The organism is Nguyenibacter sp. L1, from assembly GCF_035199985.1.
GTDB classification, from domain to species: Bacteria; Pseudomonadota; Alphaproteobacteria; order Acetobacterales; family Acetobacteraceae; genus Gluconacetobacter; species Gluconacetobacter vanlangensis.
In genome coordinates this window covers 3,366,089-3,384,905 of sequence record NZ_CP127015.1, presented here as the reverse complement: position 1 = coordinate 3,384,905, position 18,817 = coordinate 3,366,089, and the positions used below count along the sequence as shown (strand labels likewise).

At 71.5% G+C, this 18,817-nt stretch carries 14 protein-coding genes; 6 read left to right on the top strand and 8 right to left on the bottom strand.

Annotation, left to right across the window (positions count from 1 at the left end; translation table 11 throughout):
• Positions 1-62 precede the first annotated feature (62 nt).
• The 4 genes from addA to tsaE are packed head-to-tail and all read right to left on the bottom strand — an operon-like array spanning position 63 to position 7,993.
• Positions 63-3,641 (bottom strand): double-strand break repair helicase AddA, encoded by a 3,579-nt coding sequence (gene addA / locus QN315_RS15210; protein WP_408904534.1) that lies wholly within the window; start codon positions 3,639-3,641, stop codon positions 63-65.
• Positions 3,608-6,718, bottom strand: a complete 3,111-nt coding sequence (addB, locus tag QN315_RS15205; RefSeq protein WP_323990154.1) for a double-strand break repair protein AddB — start codon at positions 6,716-6,718, stop codon at positions 3,608-3,610. The genes addA and addB overlap by 34 nt, the downstream gene beginning before the upstream one ends.
• A 10-nt stretch (positions 6,719-6,728) precedes the next feature.
• Positions 6,729-7,472, bottom strand: coding sequence for a nucleotidyltransferase family protein (locus QN315_RS15200; RefSeq protein ID WP_323993547.1), 744 nt, complete (start codon positions 7,470-7,472; stop codon positions 6,729-6,731).
• 29 nt (positions 7,473-7,501) lie between these two features.
• A complete protein-coding gene (gene tsaE, locus QN315_RS15195) occupies positions 7,502-7,993 on the bottom strand; it encodes a tRNA (adenosine(37)-N6)-threonylcarbamoyltransferase complex ATPase subunit type 1 TsaE (protein WP_323990153.1) in 492 nt (163 codons plus the stop codon).
• Between the two features lie 122 nt (positions 7,994-8,115).
• Here tsaE and QN315_RS15190 point away from each other — a divergent pair, with 122 nt between their 5' ends.
• Positions 8,116-9,141, top strand: a complete 1,026-nt coding sequence (locus QN315_RS15190; RefSeq protein WP_323990152.1) for an NAD(P)/FAD-dependent oxidoreductase — start codon at positions 8,116-8,118, stop codon at positions 9,139-9,141.
• Positions 9,142-9,295: 154 nt separating this feature from the next.
• Positions 9,296-10,435: an alanine racemase gene (alr, locus tag QN315_RS15185; RefSeq protein WP_323990150.1), complete on the top strand. Its 1,140-nt coding sequence runs from the start codon at positions 9,296-9,298 to the stop codon at positions 10,433-10,435.
• A 77-nt stretch (positions 10,436-10,512) separates the two neighbouring features.
• Here the strand turns inward: alr and QN315_RS15180 are convergent, their stop codons facing one another.
• Entirely contained in the window at positions 10,513-10,773 is a 261-nt protein-coding gene (locus QN315_RS15180) for a hypothetical protein (RefSeq protein WP_323990148.1), read from the bottom strand.
• A 323-nt stretch (positions 10,774-11,096) separates the two neighbouring features.
• Positions 11,097-12,920, bottom strand: a complete 1,824-nt coding sequence (typA, locus tag QN315_RS15175) for a translational GTPase TypA (protein WP_323990147.1) — start codon at positions 12,918-12,920, stop codon at positions 11,097-11,099.
• A 233-nt stretch (positions 12,921-13,153) separates the two neighbouring features.
• Between typA and QN315_RS15170 the strand changes: the two genes are divergently transcribed.
• Genes QN315_RS15170 through QN315_RS15160 form a run of 3 tightly spaced genes read left to right on the top strand, consistent with a single transcriptional unit; the run spans position 13,154 to position 15,839 of the window.
• Positions 13,154-14,206: an ATP-binding cassette domain-containing protein gene (locus QN315_RS15170; protein ID WP_323990146.1), complete on the top strand. Its 1,053-nt coding sequence runs from the start codon at positions 13,154-13,156 to the stop codon at positions 14,204-14,206.
• A complete protein-coding gene (locus tag QN315_RS15165; RefSeq protein ID WP_323990145.1) occupies positions 14,203-15,036 on the top strand; it encodes an ABC-2 family transporter protein in 834 nt (277 codons plus the stop codon). The genes QN315_RS15170 and QN315_RS15165 overlap by 4 nt, the downstream gene beginning before the upstream one ends.
• Before the next feature lie 11 nt (positions 15,037-15,047).
• Positions 15,048-15,839 (top strand): ABC-2 family transporter protein, encoded by a 792-nt coding sequence (locus QN315_RS15160; protein WP_323990143.1) that lies wholly within the window; start codon positions 15,048-15,050, stop codon positions 15,837-15,839.
• 34 nt (positions 15,840-15,873) lie between these two features.
• Here the strand turns inward: QN315_RS15160 and QN315_RS15155 are convergent, their stop codons facing one another.
• Positions 15,874-16,893, bottom strand: coding sequence for an adenosine kinase (locus tag QN315_RS15155; protein ID WP_408904647.1), 1,020 nt, complete (start codon positions 16,891-16,893; stop codon positions 15,874-15,876).
• Positions 16,894-17,238: 345 nt separating this feature from the next.
• On the opposite strand from QN315_RS15155, the gene QN315_RS15150 reads away from it, so the two are divergent.
• Positions 17,239-17,922, top strand: a complete 684-nt coding sequence (locus QN315_RS15150) for a polymer-forming cytoskeletal protein (protein ID WP_374729342.1) — start codon at positions 17,239-17,241, stop codon at positions 17,920-17,922.
• A 151-nt stretch (positions 17,923-18,073) separates the two neighbouring features.
• Here QN315_RS15150 and QN315_RS15145 read toward each other — a convergent pair whose 3' ends face one another.
• Positions 18,074-18,793, bottom strand: coding sequence for a GcrA family cell cycle regulator (locus QN315_RS15145; protein WP_408904646.1), 720 nt, complete (start codon positions 18,791-18,793; stop codon positions 18,074-18,076).
• Positions 18,794-18,817: the final 24 nt, after the last annotated feature.

Genomic DNA, 18,817 nt, shown 5'->3' with positions numbered 1-18,817 from the left:
TGATTACCAATGGGGGTTCCAGTGGCGGGTTCCATCTGGACATGGCGCCGGGCCGCCGTGTTTCAAGATTGCCATCCTCCGGGCCCACCCGGGGCCGGGTCGTCCGGAGCATGGCACGCCAGCAGCGAATCGGGCAGTTCCATGATTCGGGCATCTTCGGTCCAGACCAGGGTGCAACGAACCGGCCGATCCGGATAGAGGGCGGACAGCAGCGCGCGATAGGACGCCATCTGCCGCAGATACAGCACCGGGGTCGCCGCCACATCGTCGGGCGGGCGGCGATTCGTCTTGAAATCGCACAGCAGCACCGCATCCGGCAGCACCGCCATGCGATCGACCTGCCCCACGATCACCGCGCCGCCCGCGACCCCCGCCACCGGCTGTTCGCCGCGGCTTGCCGGGCCGAACAGCGGGATCAGGGCGGGATGTTCCATCACCGCCAGCACCTGTCCGGCCAGCCGGGCCTGCTCGGCCGCATCCAGCCCGTGCCCGGGACGGGCCAGCCATGCGCGCGCCGCATCGGCCCGCGATGCGGGCGGTTGCCCGGGCAGGTAATGCAATAACGCATGGATGATCTGTCCGCGACGCAGGGCCTGTTCCCGCGCCGCGGGGCGGCTGGCCCGCGCGATCGCCAGGGGCGAACGTACCGCCGGCTGCGGCCCCAGCGGCGCGTCGTCGGGGCGGCTGGGCACCAGCGGGCGCAGCAGCGGCGATTCGGGGGCGGGCGGAACCGGGATCCAGTCCGGCGCCCGGCCCATCCAGCCGGGCAGCGGCGCCAAGACCGGGGCAGGCAGCGCCGCGGGCCGTTCGGTCGAGGCGACGCGCGCCGCTTCCTCCAGCACCAGGCAGGTCTCGCCCCAACTTCCCCCGCCCAGATCGAACGGCCGTTCCTCGGCGCCCGCGCGTTCAAAGCCGCGGCGGCAGAGCATGTACCAGCTTTCGTCCGCAATGGTGCGTTTCTGCTGCCAGCCGCAGACCACCAGCCGGTCGCTGGCCCGCGTCAGCGCGACATAGAGCAGGCGATTATATTCCTCGGTCGCCGCGTCGCGCAGCTTCTGCTGCAGGGCCCGGGTCACGCCGATCCCCATCTCGGCGCGCGGCACCCACAGCGGCAGGTCCAGCCCGTCCACGTCGTCGCGCGCCCAGACGATGCCGCCATCGAATTTCGCCGTGCCTGCCGTATCCGGCAGGATCACCAGCCGCGCCTGCAACCCCTTGGCGCCATGGGCCGTCATCACCCGCACCATGTCGGCGGTGGCGTCCGGCTCGCGCTTGACGGTCTCCTGCGAGGCACGCAGCCAATGCAGGAACCCCTGCAACGAGGGTGGATGCAGGGATTCGTAGCGCAGCGCGGCCGACAGCAATTCGTCCACCGGTTCTGCCGCCTCGGGGCCCAGCCGGGCCAGCAGCCGGGCGCGGCCGCCCTGCGGGCCCAGCGCCTCGGACAACAGGCCGTAGGGCGAGGCGTAATCGACGCGGCGGAACAAGGCGGCCAGCATCGTCCAGGCGGCGTGCCAATCGGGCCGTTCCGCATGCCGGTCGCGCAGCACGGCCCAGAGCGGCCGGCCGCCGCGCCCGGCCGCCAGGTCCAGCACCCCGTCATCCGACACGCCGCCCAGCGGCGAGGTCAGCACGCAGGCCAGGGTCAGATCGTCCTGGGGCAGCAGCAGCGCATCGCACAGCGCCATCAGGTCCTGCACCGCCAACTGGTCCACCAGGCCGGTCCGCACCAGCGTGGCCACCGGCACGTCCTGCGTCTTCAACGCCCGGATCAGCGACCGCACGAAATTCGACCGCCTGGGCACCAGCACCAGCACGTCGCCGGGGGTCAGCGGCGCCCGGCCCGGCTCGGGCGGGCGCCGCAGCTCGGCGACGATCCAGGCCGCCAGCGAGTCCGCCAGGCGCTGGGCAGCGGTCGATTGTCCGCCATTCTCGCGCGGGGCCGACCAGGGATCGGCCTCCTGCCCCGATTCGTCGCTGGGGGTCAGGGGCCATAATTCCACCCGTCCCCCCTGCCCCGGCCGCGCCGAGAGATGCTCGGGCACGCCGCCCCCGGGCTCGACCAGGCCGCTGGCGGCCTCGGGCAGCGAGAAGACGCTGTCGACCAGCTTCAGCACCGGCGCGGTGGAACGGAAGGAGACGGTCAGGGCCGGTTCCTTCCACAGGCTTCCGGCATCGTGGACCCGCTGGCGGAAGCGCCCGCGCCACTGACGGAACGCCGCCGGGTCGGCCCCCTGGAAGGAATAGATCGACTGCTTGTAGTCGCCGACCGCGAACAGGGTGCGCGGCGGCGCGTCCGCATCCTGCGTCCCCGCGCCGGCGAAGAATTCCGCCGTCAGGCCGCCCGCGATCGCCCATTGCTCGGGCGACGTGTCCTGCACCTCGTCCAGCAGCAGATGGTCGATGCCGCCATCGAGCTTGTACAGCACCCAGGCGGCGCCCGGATCCTTCAGCAATTCCAGGGTACGGTCGATCAGGTCGTCATAATCGACCAGGCCGCGCCCGCGCTTGCGTTCGCCGTATTGCTGCAGCACCGGCACCGCGACATCCAGCAGCGCCATGCTGACATGCAGTACGGCGATCGCGCGACATTCCTCGTCCACCGCGATGATCCGCGCCGCCTCGGCCAGCAGCGCGTCGCCGATCGCGGGGTGGGTTTCGTCGAATTTCGCGTTCAGGCCGCCGCGGCGGCGCGGCTCGCCATCCTGCTTGACCAGCGCGCCGCGCCACACGGTCCATTGCGCGGCACGCTCCCCGGGCGGCAGCGACAGCCAATCCAGCATGGACTGCGCGGTGCGGCGCATGGCGGGCGAGGCCAGTTCGGCCACGAGACGCAGCCGCTCGCGCAGGCCGGATTCGCCGGGCACCGTACAGGCGGCCAGCCGCACGGCGGCCGCGTCCCGGCCGCGTGCGCCCACCGCCCGCATCATCGCCGCCTCGACCCCGGCGCGATCCCGCGCCAGCGCGCCGATCACCGGCTGCAATTGCCGCAGCCGCGCCTGCAGGCCGCCGAGCAGGGCGGCGAAATCGCCCGCCCCGATCTGTCCGGCCAGGACCGCCACCGCGTCGCCCCCCGTCCCGACCACGCTTTCCGCCGCCTCGCGCATCGCGATGCGCGCATCGGTGTCCTCGACCAGGGTGAAATGCGGGCTGATCGCGGCCTCGACCGGAAAGCGGCACAGCAGGGATTGGCAGAAGGCGTGGATCGTGCCGATCCGCATGCCGCCCGGCAGGTCCAGCACCCGGGCGAACAATTCCCGCGCCGCCCGGCGCGTCGGGTCGCAGGCCGGGACCGACAGGCCGGCCAGTTCCCGGTCCAGTGCCGCATCCGGCAGCGTGACCCACCGCCCCAGGCGGCTTTGCAGGCGGATCGCCATCTCCGCCGCCGCCGCCTTGGTAAAGGTCAGGCACTGGATCCGCGCCGGGTCCGACCCGGCGGCCAGCGTCCCGTCCGGCGCCGGGCGCGGCAGCATCAGGCGCAGCAGCCGGTCGATCAGCAGCTTGGTCTTGCCGCTGCCCGCCGAGGCCGAGACGAAGACCGACGCCGCCGGGTCCGAGGCCTCGGACTGGCGGAGATTGGCCAGGCCGATCGCGTCGCGCGGGGGCGTCACGGGCCGACCTCGTCGCGCGCGGCACTCCATTCCGCCACACGCGCCAGGCGCGCGTAATCGGCGAAACGCGGGCTTTCGTCCGGATGCGGATGCGACAGGTAAGGCTGGGCCGGGTCGTCATACATCGCGATCAGCCCGCGCAGATTGTCCCAGGCGGCGGCGATCAGGTCCGCCAGTTCCTGGCCGGTCGCCACGGGCAGCACCTCGCCGGCCTCGGGCCCGCCGGTCAGGCGCCAATAGAGCAGTTCGGCGACAGGGCCGGCCAGTTCGGGACCGAAGGCCCCGCGCTCCATCATCGCGGCCTCCAGCACCAGTTGCGACTGCCAGCCGGCGAAGACGCTCCTGCGCCGCGGCAGGGTGCCGGTCTTGTAGTCGAACAGGGTCAGCGCGCCGTCGGCGGCGCGATCGACGCGGTCGACCCGGCCGCGCAGCACGAAATCGCCCCCCGGCAGGCCGGTCAGCAGCACACGGCCGGCCTGCTCGGTACGGATCAGGACCGGTGCGTCTCCACCCCGTCCGGCCTGCCGCGCGGCTTCGGCCCCGATCACCCAGTCGGCGATGCGCGCCAGCCTCGGCGCCCACCAGGCCGCCAGGGCGGGGCGCAGCCGGGCCGCCGCCAGTTCCTGGGCGAACAGGGCGCGCAATCCGGCCGCCCCCATCCCTTCCGCCCCCGTCCCTTCCGCCCCCGCGCGATCCGGGGCGGGGCGGCGGAACCAGCGGTCCAGCGCGCCATGGACGATGTTGCCGTAATCGGCGGCATCCGCGGCTTCCTCGATCTCGGGCAGGCGGCGCAGGCCCAGGACGTGCCGCGCATGGATGGCGTACGGATCGCGCATCCAGGTTTCGATCTCGGTGATCGTCAGGCTGCGCGGGCGCAGCGGCAGCGGCGGACGGGGGCGCGGCGGGGCGACGGGGCGCGGCGCGTCCGCCGGCCGGTCGAGCTGCGCCAGCCAGGACAAGGCGGGATGGGCGGGCAGCGCCTGCCGGCGGCCCGCCAGATACGCATCCAGCCGGACCAGCCAGCGCGCCGGCACGGTGGGCGCGCCGTCGCGGCGCCCGGGGACCGACAGCACGATGTCGGGCGCGGCGCAGGCGCAACTGACGAAATCATAGGCGGCCTGGCCGATCGTCCGTTCGGGCGACGGCAGCCCGACCCGGGCGCGCATCGGGCGGCTCATCCACGGGCCGGGATCGGTCGCGGGCGGCCAGACCGATTCGACCAGCCCGCCCAGCACCATGGTCTCGACGGATTGCAGCCGGGCCTCCATCAGGCCCCAGATGAAGATGCGCGGATGCAGCGTATTATCGTCCCGTCCACGCAGGGCCCGGCGCGAATGCACCGCCTGCCCGCTCATCGACGCGGCCAGCAGCCCGTCCAGCACGGCCACGCGCTGCGGCGGCAGCACGTCGCAGAAGGCGATCAGCGCCGCCAGGTGCTGGCCCAGAGCGTTGCCGTCCTCGCCCGACCACAGCCGGTCGGCCCCGTCCTGCCGGTCGGTGGCGGCCAGCGCCTCGGCCGCCTCGACCAGGGCCGCCAGCAGGTCGGCGACCGGCAGCGCCACGGGCGTGTCGGCCAGCGGCAGCAGCGGCGCCAGGCAGCGTTCGACCCGGTCGACGAACCCCGCCAGGTCCTCGGGCGCATCGGGACGATCGGCCAGGGCACCCTGCGGATCGTCGCGCGCCACCGCCAGACGGTCGCGCAGCCCGTCGATGCCCGGCCGGGGGGCCGGGCCGCGCAGGGCGGCGCGCTCCAGCAGGCGGGCCGAGGCCCGGCACACGCCCGGCGGCAGGCCGCAGGCGGCCAGCGGATGCTTCAACAGCGACAGCAAAGCGACAGGGGACAGGCCGCCCGCCACCGCCGCGACCACCAGCCGCAGGAAGACCGCCGGCGGCGTCGCGCCCAGCGGCTCGCCCGCGCTGTCGTCCGCCACCACGCCCCAGCGCGCCAGTTCCACGGCGACACGCCCGGCCAGCGCGCGGTCGGGCGTCACCAGGGCGGCACGGTGGCCGGGCCGGACGATCGCCTGGCGCAGCAGCAGGGCGATGGCGGCCGCCTCTTCCTGCTGGTCGGCGGTCCGCAGGACGGACAGGCCCGTCAGGTCCGCCGGCGCCGGATCGCGCAGCCATTCGCCCAGCGCCGCCGCCGGCAGCAGCGCGCTGGCCAGCACCGCGCCGCGCCGCGCCGGACAGGCCGCCCCTGCTGCCGCTTCCGTTGCCGGCCCCGTTGCCAACTGTGTGGCAGCGGGCGGATCAGCCCAGATCGCCAGGTCGGCCCGGGCCACGCCCAGCCCGGCCAGCAGGCGGGCCATGCCCGATTGCGGGTGGCCGTCCGGCAAGGCGTTCCAGTCCGCCTCATCCAGCGACAGATCGACCCAGGGCAGCACCAGCCGGCCCGTTTCCCCCGACCCCATGTCCATGGCCAGCACCGATTGCAGCACCGCCAGCACCGACGGCGTCGCGGCGGTAAAGCCGACGGCCCACAGCCGTTCGCCGGCCGGCAGCGGCGTGTCGCGCCAGCGCGCGGCCTGGGCATGCAACAGGGCAACCTGCCGGGCGGCGGGGTTCATCACCCCCTGCTCGGCCAGCCAGGCGGGCCAGACCCCGGTCACGATCGACAGGAAACGCAGGGTCAGGTGCCAATGTTCGGCGAAATCGCCCTCGGCCGCCAGGGGCAGGCGTTCGGCCAGGTCGCATTCCGCCCATTCGGCGTCGTCCATCAGGTCCGCCAGCGCCTGGGCCAGCGGCCAGGCCTGGTCGATGGTGCGGACATCGCCGAACGCGTCGCCGGCCTGCAGGATCAGGCGCGTCAGCGTGGCCATGCGGCGCAGCGGCTCGACGGGGGGCGGCAGGTCCAGCGCGCCCGGCGCGGCGACCGCCAGCCCGGTTTCGTCCAGCCCGCCCAGCGGCGCGATCCGGGGCAGCAGCAGGGGCCGTCCATCGGCCCGGCGCAGGAAGGCCTCGGTCAGGGCACGGGCGGCGCGGCGGCTCGGCAGCAGGATCAGCCCGTCGCCGCTGCGCTGCGGGTCGTCGGCGATCCCGGCCATCCAGCGGTCGGCGACCTGATCCAGAAAGGGCACGTGCGGCGGCACGCTGGCCACGCGGCTCATGGAATGCGGCTCATGGAATCACGTCCTGGTCCACCCCGTCCGGATCGCGCGCGACCCGCAGGGCGGCGGTCGCGGCGGGCAGGTCCTGCGGCCGCGACAGGTGGCACCACACCGAATCATGCACGATGCCATAGAGCCGCCCGCGCCCGATCGCCGCATCCCACAGGCCGTTCAGGCTGAACGCCCCGGCCGGCGCGTCGGCGAACAAGGACGGCGCCGCGATCTGCACCCCGGTGAAGATATAGGGCGTGACCGCCCCCGGCGCCGGACGGCGCAGCCGGCCCGCGGCGTCCATCACGAAATCGCCGCGCCCGACCTCGCCCACCGCCAGGCTGGTCCGCGCCAGCAGCAGCAGCGCATCCATGCGTGCCGGATCGAAGACGGCGGCCAGGCGGTGCAGGGCGGGCACCGGACCGTTCAGCCAGAGCGAATCGCCGTTCAGCAGAAAAAACGGGGCCGGCCCCAGCGCACCGTCGCGCAGGGCGGCCGCGGCGCTGCCGCCGGTTTCCAACAGCGCGGCCTCGCGCCGGACCACGACGTGCGGGCCGATGCCCGATGCGGCGCGCCGCCGCAAGGCGGCTTCGACCTGGTCGGCCTGCCAGAAGGCATTGACCACCACCTCCGGCACGCCCGCGCGGTCCAGCCGGTCCAGCACATGGTCCAGGATGGCGCGTCCGTCGACCCGCAGCAGCGGCTTGGCGGCGGCATCGGTCAGCGGGCGCATGCGCCCCCCCAGCCCGGCCGCGAACACCATGGCCCGCGCGGGCAGACGCGGCCGATCGCTCACGCCGCGCCCCAGGTCGTTCCCCCGACTGTTCCCTGGGCCAGTTCGGCCCAGACCGGGCGGCCGGCCCAGCCGGCCAGCGTGGCCTGGCGGGCGCCGTCATCCGCGACCGCCAGCGTGACGTGCAGCGCCCCGGCCGGCGTCAGCGCGCCCAGCCGGTCCGGCCATTCGACCAGCACGATGCCGTCGCACGCATCGTCCCAGCCCAGTTCGTACAGCGCGTCGGGGCCGCCCAGGCGCCACAGGTCGAAATGCGCGATCGGCCCCAGGGGCGAGTCGTACGCCTGCACCAGCGTATAGGACGGGCTGGGCACCTCCATCTGCGGATCGGCGCAGGCGGCACGCAGGAAGGCGCGGGAAAACACCGTCTTGCCCGCGCCGAGCGGACCGGAAAGCAGGATCGCGTCCCCGGGCCGGGCGGCGGATGCGACACGGCGCGCCAGGTCCTCGGTCGCGTCCTGGCTGGGCAGGGTGACGGCGAGCTGTTCCATGGGCCCATAGTGCGCGCCCGCGCGGCCGGCGCACAAGACCCCGTTCCCGCTTGCACTCGGCCCGCGCAGGCCGCACAACCCGTCGGCAGGATTGCAGCAGCGCATCAGGACGGATTTCGACCATGACGGACGCCCACCCTCTTTCGACCGACGTCGCCATCATCGGCGCGGGCCCGACCGGCCTGTTCGCGGCGTTCGAATGCGGCATGCTGAAACTGGATTGCGTGCTGATCGACGCGCTGGACCATATCGGCGGCCAATGCGCGGCGCTGTATCCGGAAAAGCCGATCTACGACATCCCGGCGCATCCGGCGATCGAGGGCGCGGCCCTGGTCGAGGCCCTGGACCGGCAGATCGCCCCCTTCGCCGTGCCGCGCCTGCTGGGCCGCCGGGTCGAGCGGCTGGCAGGCCATCGCGGCGCCTTCACCCTGGGCACCGACCGAGGCGACGTCATCCATGCCCGGGCGGTGATCATCGCCGCCGGGGCGGGTGCCTTCGGCCCCAACCGGCCGCCCTTGGCCGGGCTGGAGGGATTCGAGGCCAGCGGCGCGGTGCAATATTACGTCCGGCGCCGGGCCGAATTCGCCGGCACGCGCATCGTCATCGCCGGCGGCGGCGATTCCGCCATCGACTGGGCCCTGTCGCTGCAGGACGTGGCCGAGAAGATCTGGCTGGTCCATCGCCGCGACCGTTTCCGGGCCGCCCCGGAAAGCCTGCGTCAGCTCGACGCGGCCGTGGCGGCCGGACGGATCGAGAAGGTGGTGCCCTATCAGTTGCATGGCCTGCACGGCGCGGATGGCGAGCTGGACGGCGTCGAGGTAGCAACGCTGGACGGCGAACGGCGATTCCTGCCCGGCAACCGGCTGCTGCCCTTCTTCGGCCTGTCGACCGATCTGGGCCCGATCGCGCAATGGGGGATCGATTCGATCCGCAGCACCATTCCCGTCGTGCCGTCGAGCTGCGAGACCAGCCTGCCGGGCGTCTTCGCGGTGGGCGACGTCGCCGCCTATCCGGGCAAGCTGAAACTGATTCTGCAGGGTTTCAGCGAGGGCGCGATGGCGGCCCATGCCATCCACCCGATCGTCCGGCCCGACACCGCGCTGCATTTCGAATATTCCACCAGCAAGGGCGTGCCGCACCGCACCTGACTCCCGAACCTGAATCCCGGGCCCGAACCCCGGACCTGAACGCGGGATTTGTCACGGGGTGGATTTGTAATACGATCGCCGCACGACCCGCCCCGGAGCCCGCGATGCGTTCCACCCAGCGCCGGCCGGCCAGCGGCCGGCGGCCCGTCCTTCCATGCTGACGGCGGACGACCCGTCCCCGCTGCCGCCATCCTGGGCCGGCGGCATCCTGACCATCGACCTCGACGCGCTCGCCGCCAATTACCGGTCGCTGCGGGACAGGCTCGCGCCTGGAATCGTCTGCGCCGCCGCGGTCAAGGCCGACGCGTACGGGCTGGGGGCCCGGAAGGTGGTGCCGGTGCTGCATGCCGCCGGCTGCCGGACGTTCTTCGTCGCCCACCTGGCCGAAGGGGTTGAAATCCGTCCCCTGCTGGACGCGGACAGCACCATCGTCGTGCTGAACGGCGCCATGCCGGGCACCGAGGCCGACCTGCACGCGCACGGGCTGGTGCCCGTCCTGAACAGCGTCGAGCAGGTTGCGGCATGGCGAAACCTGGCACGGGTGCGCGGCACGTCTCTGCCCGCCGTGCTGCAGGTCGATAGCGGCATGTCGCGCTTCGGCCTGTCCGAGGACGATCTGCGGGCGATGGCGGACCGGCCCGACGCCCTGGCGGGCATCACCCCCCTGCTGGTCATGAGCCACCTGGCCTGCGCGGACGAGCCCGCGCACCCGGCCAATCACGCCCAGCGCGCGTCCTTCCTGCGCCTGCGGGACCTGCTGCCCCCCGTTCCGGCCAGCCTGGCGGCGTCGTCGGGCCTGTTCATGGGCGACGTGTGGCATTTCGACATGGTGCGCCCCGGCGCCGCGCTGTACGGGATCAATCCCACGCCCGGCTGGCCCAACCCGATGCGGCCGGTGGTGCGCCTGCAGGCACGGATCGTCCAGACGCGCATGATCGGCCCCGGCACGGCCGTGGGCTACGGCGCGGCCTTCATCGCCGACCGGCCCAGCCGCATCGCGACCCTGGCCGTGGGCTACGGCGACGGATTCCCCCGCGCGATCGGCGGCCACGGCACCGCGATCCTGCCAGCCCGGCCCGAGATCGGGCTGCCGATCGTCGGCCGGATGTCCATGGACTGCCTGGCGGTGGACGTGACCGAGCTGGACGACACGCCGCTGCCCCCCGGCACGGCGCTGGACCTGATCGGCCCGCATTGCCCCATCGAGGCCGCCGCCCTGGCCGCCGGCACGATCGGGTACGAACTGCTGACCGGGCTGGGCGCGCGCTATCACCGGATCTATACCGCAAAATGAAAAGAGCGGAGACGCGACTGCGTCTCCGCTCTTCCATCCGGGCCGGACCGCAATCCGGCCGTGGCGTGATCAGGCGATCACTTCGAGGGCGCGGCGGCCTTCTTCTTGTGATGCTTGTGGTGGCCGTGCTTCTTCGGCGCTTCGGTCGGGGCGGCCGGAGCAGCCGGGGCGGTCGGAGCGGCAGGCGCAGCCTCGGGCGCCGCCGGGGCCGCGGGAGCAGCCGGGGCGGCGGGCGCGGCCGGAGCTGCCGGGGTTTCCTGCGCCATCGCCGGAACGGCGGCGCCGATCAAGGCAACGGTGGACAGGGCGGCCAGGAACCGACGAGTCGAAACGATCATTGAATCTCTCCAGAAATCAGGACGTCATCCCAATGCCTGGACCGCGAGCCGGGGATTATCTTGCCGATTCGGGCGAGTAAGCGACACCGTACACGGTCCGTGCCCGCCGTTGCTAGCACGCCGGACCGCCCTCGTCTCGTATTAAAATCATATAAGGAAACGATATTTTGTAAGTTTTGCCTCAATTGCAACGCAATCGCAATTTTAAAAGGATTACGAAATATGTCTTCCCTGGGAAATGCCCCACGCACCCGGCCGATCCGCGCGGCCGGGACCCCCCGTCCGCACATCCTGGCCGGGCGCGCCTGGACGACGCGTCGCGATCAGGCGGAAGCGCCCTGGCGCTCGCGCTTCTTGCGCTCATGCGGGTCCAGGTAGCGCTTGCGGATACGCACCGCCGTCGGCGTCACCTCGACCAGCTCGTCATCCTCGATATAAGCGATCGCCTGTTCCAGGCTCATCTTGCGCGGGGGCGTCAGCAGCAGCGCGTCATCCTTGCCGGCGGCGCGGATATTCGTCAGCTTCTTTTCGCGGATCGGGTTCACTTCCAGGTCGTTTTCCCGCGAATGCTCGCCGATGATCATGCCGACATAGACCTTTTCGCCGGCATCGACGAACAGCGTGCCGCGATCCTGCAGCGAGAACAGCGAATACTGGGTCGTCGCCCCGTCTTCGGACGAGATCAGCGACCCGTTGCGCCGTCCCTCGATCGGCCCGGCCCAGGGCTGGTACCCCGCGAACAGGCGGTTCATGATGCCCGTGCCGCGCGTATCGGTCAGGAACTCGCCGTGATAGCCGATCAGCCCGCGCGAGGGGATCAGGAAGGTCAGGCGCACCTTGCCGCCGCCCGAGGGCTGCATGTCCTGCATCAGGCCCTTGCGCAGGGCCATCTTTTCCACGACCACGCCGGAATAGGGCTCATCGACGTCGATCAGCACTTCTTCGAACGGCTCCTCGCGCTCGCCCGTCTCCTCGTTGGTGCGGAACAGCACGCGCGGCCGGCCGATCGTCAGTTCGAAACCCTCGCGGCGCATCGTCTCGATCAGCACGCCAAGCTGCAACTCACCGCGGCCCGCGACCTCGAACGCCTCGCTTTCGGGGCTGTCGGTCACGCGAATGGCGATATTGCCCTCGGTTTCCTTGAACAGGCGGTCGCGGATCTGGCGCGACGTCACCTTCTTGCCCTCGCGGCCGCCCAGCGGGCCGTCATTCAGGCGGAAGGTCATCGACAGGGTCGGCGGATCGACCGGGGTCGAGGCCAGCGGCTCGGTGATCTCGGGCGCGGCGATGGTTTCGGGAATGGTCGCCTCGGACAGGCCCGCGACCGCGACGATGTCGCCGGCCTCGGCCTCCTCCACCGGCACGCGATCCAGCCCCCGGAAGGACAGCAGCTTGGTCAGGCGCCCGGTCTCGACCACCGAGCCGTCGGGGCGCAGCACGCGCACCGGCATGTTGACCTTCGCCCGTCCCTGCTCCACCCGGCCGGTCAGCACGCGACCCAGGAAATTGTCGTTTTCCAGGATGGTGGCGACCATGGCGAAGGGCGCGTCCTTGTCCACCTGCGGCGGCGGCACGTGCCGCACGATCAGGTCGAACATCGGCGCCAGGTCCTTGCGCGCGCCTTCCAGTTCCTCATCCGCCCAGCCCTGGCGGCCCGAAGCGTAGAGCATCGGGAAATCCAGTTGCTCGTCATTCGCGCCCAGCGCGGCGAACAGGTCGAAGATCTCGTTATGCACCTCGTCCGGGCGGGCGTCGCCACGGTCGATCTTGTTCACCACCACGATCGGCTTCAGCCCGCGGGCCAGCGCCTTGCCGACCACGAACTTGGTCTGCGGCAGCGCGCCCTCGGCGGCGTCGACCAGCACGACCGCGCCGTCCACCATGCTGAGGATGCGCTCGACCTCGCCGCCGAAATCGGCGTGGCCCGGCGTGTCGATGATGTTGATGCGGGTGTCCTTCCAGACCACCGACGTGCATTTCGCCAGAATGGTGATGCCGCGCTCGCGCTCCAGGTCGTTGCTGTCCATGGCGCGTTCGGCGACATGCTGGTTCTCGCGGAACGAACCGGACTGCTTGAGCAACTGGTCCACCAGCGTCGTCTTGCCATGGTCGACGTGGGCGATGATGGCGATATTGCGAATATCCATAACGTGTGTGACCTGACTTCCTTCGCGGGCACCCGACGGGCGTGCCGGGCCGCCCGCGTGCCCTTGCGTCACGGAGCGGACCGACGGATGATTCCGTATTCCCGGCGGTAGATAGAGTGGAGCGGCGCGGATTGCACGCGAAACTTCACCACGCGCAACGCCGCCCCCCAAATGCTACTCTCAGAAATACTACCCTGGCCGCCCCGCGCCCGACACAGCCCTCGCCGGACCCCATGACCCTGCCGCCCGCCCGCATCGTCGTCGAAGATCTATGCAAGAGCTACCGCATCGCCGCCCCCGCCAAGTCCCCCGACGCCGGGCGACGCCTCGGCTTTTCCCGGGGCTTTCCCCTGGGCTTTTCCCTGGCCCTGCCATTCGCCCCCCGGCGCCGGCGCGTGATCGAGGCGCTGCGCGGCGTCAGTTTCACGATCGCGCCGCACACGATCACCGGGCTGATCGGCCCGAACGGCGCCGGAAAATCCACGCTGATCAAGATCCTGTCGGGGATCCTGCGCCCCAGCGCCGGCCATGTCAGCATCGGCGGCCTGATCCCCTGGGCCGACCGGATCCGCCATGTGGGGCGGATCGGCGTCGTCTTCGGCCAGCGCTCGCAGCTCTGGTGGGACCTGCCGGTCGATGGCGGCTTCGCCCTGCTGCGCGACATCTATCGCGTGCCGCCCGACGCCTATCGCGTCCGGCGCGCCCGGCTGGTCGAGACGCTGCGGCTGGAGGGCATCCTGGACCAGCCGGTGCGCCAGCTCTCGCTGGGCCAGCGCATGCGTGCCGAACTGGCGGCCGCCCTGCTGCACGCGCCGCCGCTGCTGATCCTGGACGAACCCACGATCGGCCTGGACGCGCCGTCGAAGCTGGCGGTGCGCGCCTTCATCCACGACCTCAACCGGCAGGAGGGGACGACCGTCCTGCTGACCACCCATGACATGCACGACATCGAGGCGCTGGCCCGGCGCGTCATCGTCATCGGCCATGGGCGGGTGCTGGCCGACAGCCCGTTCGAGACCCTGCGCGCCACCACCCTGTCGGGCCGGCGGCTGGTCGCCAGCTTCGACGGGGCGGTGCCCCCGATCGCGCTGCCGGACGGCGTGACCCGCCTGTCGGACGGCGAGGGCGTGCTGGAACTGGATTTCGACCCTGCCCGCGTCCCGGCCGCCGACCTGGTCCGGCTGCTGGACACGGCCGGGGGCATGCTGGCCGACATCAGCATCGTCCGCCCGTCGATCGAGGACGTGATCAGCCGCTTCTACGAACGCCACGGCGCCGCGGAATGATGGCCGCACGCCCTTATCTGGCCGCCTTTCGCGCCCGCTGGCAGGTGACGACGCGCCACCGCGCCGCGGCACTGGCCGGCTTCGTCACCCAATGCTGGTGGGGGGCGGTCAATATCATGATCTATGCCGCCTTCTATGCCGGGTATGGGGGGACGGCCAGCCACGGGCCGTTCACCCTGCGCCAGACCGTCACCTATGTCTGGATCATGCAGGGCGCGCTGGCCCTGATGCCGTGGGGGTGCGATCCGGATATCGCGCTGGCCGTGCGCAGCGGCGCGGTGTCGCACGACCTGCTGCGGCCGGTGGATATCTGGTGGTGGTGGTTCTGCCGCGCCGCCGCGCGCATCCTCGGGCGGCTGGTGCCGCGCGCGGTGCTGATGGCGGGCTTCGCCGGGCTGGCGCTGAAGCTGGCCGGGCTGGATGCATGGGCGCTGCACGCGCCGGCTTCGGCCGCCGACGCGGTCCTCTTCACCCTGTCGATCCTGCTGGGCCTGGCGCTTTCGGCGGGCATCACCGTGCTGCTGAACATCGTGACGGTGCGCACCCTCTCGCCGCTGGGGGCGAACGCGGTCATCACGCCGCTGTCGCTGATCCTGTCGGGCAACATGCTGCCGCTGGCCCTGTTTCCGGACAAGGCGCAGGTGCTGCTTCTGCTGCAGCCCTTCGCCGGGCTGGGCGACCTGCCCTGCCGGTTCTGGCTGGGCACATTGCACGGCCCGCGCGCGGCCATGGCCCTGGGCCAGCAGGCCGCCTGGGTCGCGCTGCTGACCCTGGCCGGCCGGGCGGCCCTGCGGCGGACCCTGACCCGGCTGGAGGTCCAGGGCGGATGAACGAGGTGCGGATGAACGGGACCAGGCTCTGGCTGCGCTATCTGCGCGCCTCGCTGGCCGGTCAGGTCCGCTATCCGGGCGCCTTCGCGCTGCAGCTCGCGGGGCACCTGGCCACCACGCTGATGGGTTTCGCCGCGATCCTGATCCTGTTCCGCCGCTTCGGCACCCTGCATGGCTGGAGCGTCGGACAGGTCGCGCTGTTCTACGGCCTGGTGAATGTCGAATTCGCCCTGGCCGAGATGGTCGGGCGCGGCTTCGAGGCGTTCGGCGAGGAGTTCCTGCGCACCGGGGAATTCGACCGCGTCCTGCTGCGCCCGCGCTGGACGGTGCTGCAGGTCCTGGGCCACCAGTTCCGGCTGCGGCCGCTGGCGCGCCTGGCGCAGGGCGGCGCGATCCTCGCCATCGGCCTGGCGACGGCGCAGGTGCGGCCCGCCTTGTTCAGCCTGCCGATGCTGGCCTGGACGATCGCGGGCGGCGTCGCCTTCTTCCTGGGGGTCCTGGTCGGGCAGGCGGCCCTGTCCTTCCGCACGATCGAAAGCCTGGAGGTCGCGAACGTACTGACCTATGGCGGGGTCGAGGCCGGGCAATATCCGTTCGACCTGTATGCGCGCTGGTTTCGCGTGCTGATGACCTATGTCGTGCCGCTGGGGGCCATCAGCTACGCGCCGGTACTGGCGATCCTGGGCCGCGCGCGGCAGCCCGCGCTGGCCTGCCTGGCGCCGGCGGCGGGCTTCGCCTTCCTGGCGCTCATGCTGGGCATATGGCAGGCGGCGGTCCGCCGCCACGCCTCGAACGGAACATAAGACACCAGGCGATTCCACCCGGTCACGACCTGCCCTAAAGCGCGATATCCTGCCGCAGGTTGAGCAGCGGGCGCGCCCCGAAATGCGAGATGATCTCCGACGCCGCCACACTGCCCAGCCGACCGCATTCCGCCAGGGTCCGGCCCGACGTCCAGCCGGCCAGAAAGCCCGCGGCATAGGCGTCGCCCGCGCCGGTCGTGTCGACGACCTGGGTCGCCACGGGGGCGACGTCGATCCGCTCATTCCCCCTGATGATCACGCTGCCCTGCGCCGAACGGGTCAGGACCGCGAAATGCGTGTCGGCCGCGGCATGGGCCGCGGCGGCCGCGAAATCCTCGGTCTGGTACAGCGAACAGACTTCCTCTTCATTCGCGAACAGGATGTCGACATGTCCCCTGACCAGCGCGCGGAAGGCATCGCGATGGCGCGCGACGCAGAACGGGTCGGACAGGGACAGCGCCACCTGCCGCCCGGCACCGTGCGCCAGCGCCGCGGCATGGCGGAACGCGTCCTGCGCGTGGGGGGGATCGAACAGATAGCCTTCCAGATAGGTCACGCGGGCGCCGGCGACGATGTCGGCCATGACGTCTTCGGGCCCGAACGACACGCAGGCGCCCAGATAGGTGTTCATCGTCCGCTGCCCGTCCGGCGTGACCATAACCAGGCAGCGCGCGGTGGGCTGGCGGCGCGCGATGCCGCCGGTCAGGAACGAGGACGGGAAATGAATGCCCGAATCCCGCAAATCTGCGGCGAAGGTGCGGCCCGGGCCGTCATCGGCCACCTTGCCCAGATAGGCGACGCGCGCCCCCATGTTGGCCGCCACGACACAGGTATTCGCCGCCGATCCGCCGCCCATCTCCCGCTCGCGCGGGATCATGTCGTACAGCGCCTCGGCCCGCGTGGCGTCGATCAGCATCATGCTGCCGGGAATCATGTCCTGCGCGATCAGAAAGTCCGGTTCGACGGGCGCCAGCACGTCGATGATCGCATTGCCGATCCCCAGAAGGTCGAACCGGCATTCCGCCGCCTCTCCGTCCGCCGTATCCTTCTCAATCGACACAGACATTTCGCTCCTTCGGCCCCGGCGGCAGGATCTTCCGTTCGCCCGCCATCAAATGGACAAGATCGTCATCCAGACGCCGGCACGCGCTCGGAGCCCGTCATTCCCGGACGGGCTCTAACATCGGAAGGGAGACGCCCGCAATGGAACAGATTTCATGTGCGGATGCTTGACGCATAGTGCTTGTTCGGCTCCGATCCCTGCGTGTAATCGTTCCTGACACCGGTTTTTCGAAAAATCCGGCTTTCCCGGAAAGCCCGGATTCTCCAGAAGACCCCTGTCCCTGACCGGCCGGGCCCCCACCCGGCGCCACCCTATCGAAGACCAGCGGGGTATCTTTTGTTCAAACGACGCAAGCCAGAAGACGACGCCCCCGCCCAAGGCGGGTCGTCCTCGGCCGGCCGCCCGGCCAGTCCGCAGACGCATTTCCCGCCGCCGCCGGCGGGTGGCCGGCCCCTCTCTCCCGTCGCGGCATCCGGCACCGCATCCCCCTCTTCTCCCCCGTCCAAGGAATCTGCCGCCATGGCTCGTGCCCCCTTTCCTCCCGCGCCGCCCCCGTCCCCCGCTCCGGTTCCCGGCGCCGCCCAGCCGGTCCGCCCCGGCATGCCGCAGGGCCAGCGCAAGGAAAATCTCGACCGCCGGACCCTGGTCGTAGGCCGCGGCATCAGCGTGCAGGGCACGATCCAGGACGCCGAGCGCCTGGTGGTCGAAGGCACGGTCGAATCGTCGATGATTCACGCCCAGGAACTGCAGGTCGCCCATGGCGGCATGTTCCGTGGCGAGGTCGAGGTCGAGGACGCGGACCTGGCCGGCACCATCGACGGCACGCTGACCGTGCGCGGCAGCCTGACGATCCGCGCCACGGGACGCCTGCTGGGCAAGGCGAAATGCCGCCGCCTGCAAGTCGAGGATGGCGGCCAGGTGACCGGCCATCTGGAAATGATCACCGGCACCGCCCCCCTGCCGGCCGGCCTGGACACCCCGGCTCCAGCCGCCGCGCCGGAAGAGCCCGAGACGATCTGAACCTGACCGTCCGGCCGGACGCGAATCCGGCCGGACGTCCGGCGCACAGGCGAAAAAAAGGCCGTCGCGGATCGAGACTCCGCAACGGCCTTTTTTCTATCGTGACAGGCAGGCAAAGAGAGTATTCAGCTCCCCCTGACGCAAGCCCCGATCAAGCCACGTTGTCGCGCCGGTCGCGCAGCTTCACATAGGCCAATTGCGCATGCTCGGCGCAGTACGGCTTGCCGGGCACCGGGGTCGCGCCACAGAAATGGAAGCCCGGCGTACCCGGATCGCCCAGCGGCCAGCAACAGGTCAGGCCGCTGCGACGCGGCGCGGGCGTGCCGACCGCGCGCAACGGCGGACGCGCTTCGACACGGGTTTCGGCCGGCCCGGCCTCGGACGCCCCCTGCCGGGCGGCAACCGCTGGAACCGGGGCGACCGCCGGCGCGGCAGCCGGGGCAACGGCCGGAGCGTCAGGCGTCGGACCGCCAGGCGCGACAGCGGCCGAAGCGGCAATCTGGCCGGGGACCGGACGGACCTCGGCCGAAACGGTTTCCGCCACGACCGGGACCGTAGCGATGGGGGCGGCAGCAATGGGCGCAACCTTCGGCGCATCCCCATGCAGCGGGGTCACGTTCGCCGTCGGCGCGGCAGCGGACGCGGGTGCCGCCGCCGCAACCGGCTTGGACTCCATGCCCCTGGACTCCGTGGCACGGGCAGGCGCCGCCGGACGGCGGATCGGCGATGGGCGCGACTGGAGACCAAGGCGATGCGCCTTGCCGACGACCGCGTTTTTCGTCACCGCAAGCTGACGCCCGATTTCGGCCGTCGACAATCCCTGCTGCCAAAGCTCGCGAAGACGGGCGATCGTCTCCTCGGTCCATTCCATAGCCATGCCATCTCTCCTTACGAA

What these genes read in the sequence shown, in the direction of transcription:
- tsaE (WP_323990153.1), bottom strand. Translation starts at nt 7,993, where the DNA reads ATGGAACAGCTCGCCGTCACCCTGCCCAGCCAGGACGCGACCGAGGAC.
- QN315_RS15180 (WP_323990148.1), bottom strand. Translation starts at nt 10,773, where the DNA reads ATGATCGTTTCGACTCGTCGGTTCCTGGCCGCCCTGTCCACCGTTGCC.
- QN315_RS15145 (WP_408904646.1), bottom strand. Translation starts at nt 18,793, where the DNA reads ATGGAATGGACCGAGGAGACGATCGCCCGTCTTCGCGAGCTTTGGCAG.
- QN315_RS15200 (WP_323993547.1), bottom strand. Translation starts at nt 7,472, where the DNA reads ATGGTGTTCGCGGCCGGGCTGGGGGGGCGCATGCGCCCGCTGACCGAT.
- typA (WP_323990147.1), bottom strand. Translation starts at nt 12,920, where the DNA reads ATGGATATTCGCAATATCGCCATCATCGCCCACGTCGACCATGGCAAG.
- alr (WP_323990150.1), top strand. Translation starts at nt 9,296, where the DNA reads ATGCTGACGGCGGACGACCCGTCCCCGCTGCCGCCATCCTGGGCCGGC.
- QN315_RS15165 (WP_323990145.1), top strand. Translation starts at nt 14,203, where the DNA reads ATGATGGCCGCACGCCCTTATCTGGCCGCCTTTCGCGCCCGCTGGCAG.
- QN315_RS15170 (WP_323990146.1), top strand. Translation starts at nt 13,154, where the DNA reads ATGACCCTGCCGCCCGCCCGCATCGTCGTCGAAGATCTATGCAAGAGC.
- QN315_RS15160 (WP_323990143.1), top strand. Translation starts at nt 15,048, where the DNA reads ATGAACGGGACCAGGCTCTGGCTGCGCTATCTGCGCGCCTCGCTGGCC.
- addA (WP_408904534.1), bottom strand. Translation starts at nt 3,641, where the DNA reads ATGGAGTGCCGCGCGCGACGAGGTCGGCCCGTGACGCCCCCGCGCGAC.
- QN315_RS15190 (WP_323990152.1), top strand. Translation starts at nt 8,116, where the DNA reads ATGACGGACGCCCACCCTCTTTCGACCGACGTCGCCATCATCGGCGCG.
- addB (WP_323990154.1), bottom strand. Translation starts at nt 6,718, where the DNA reads ATGAGCCGCGTGGCCAGCGTGCCGCCGCACGTGCCCTTTCTGGATCAG.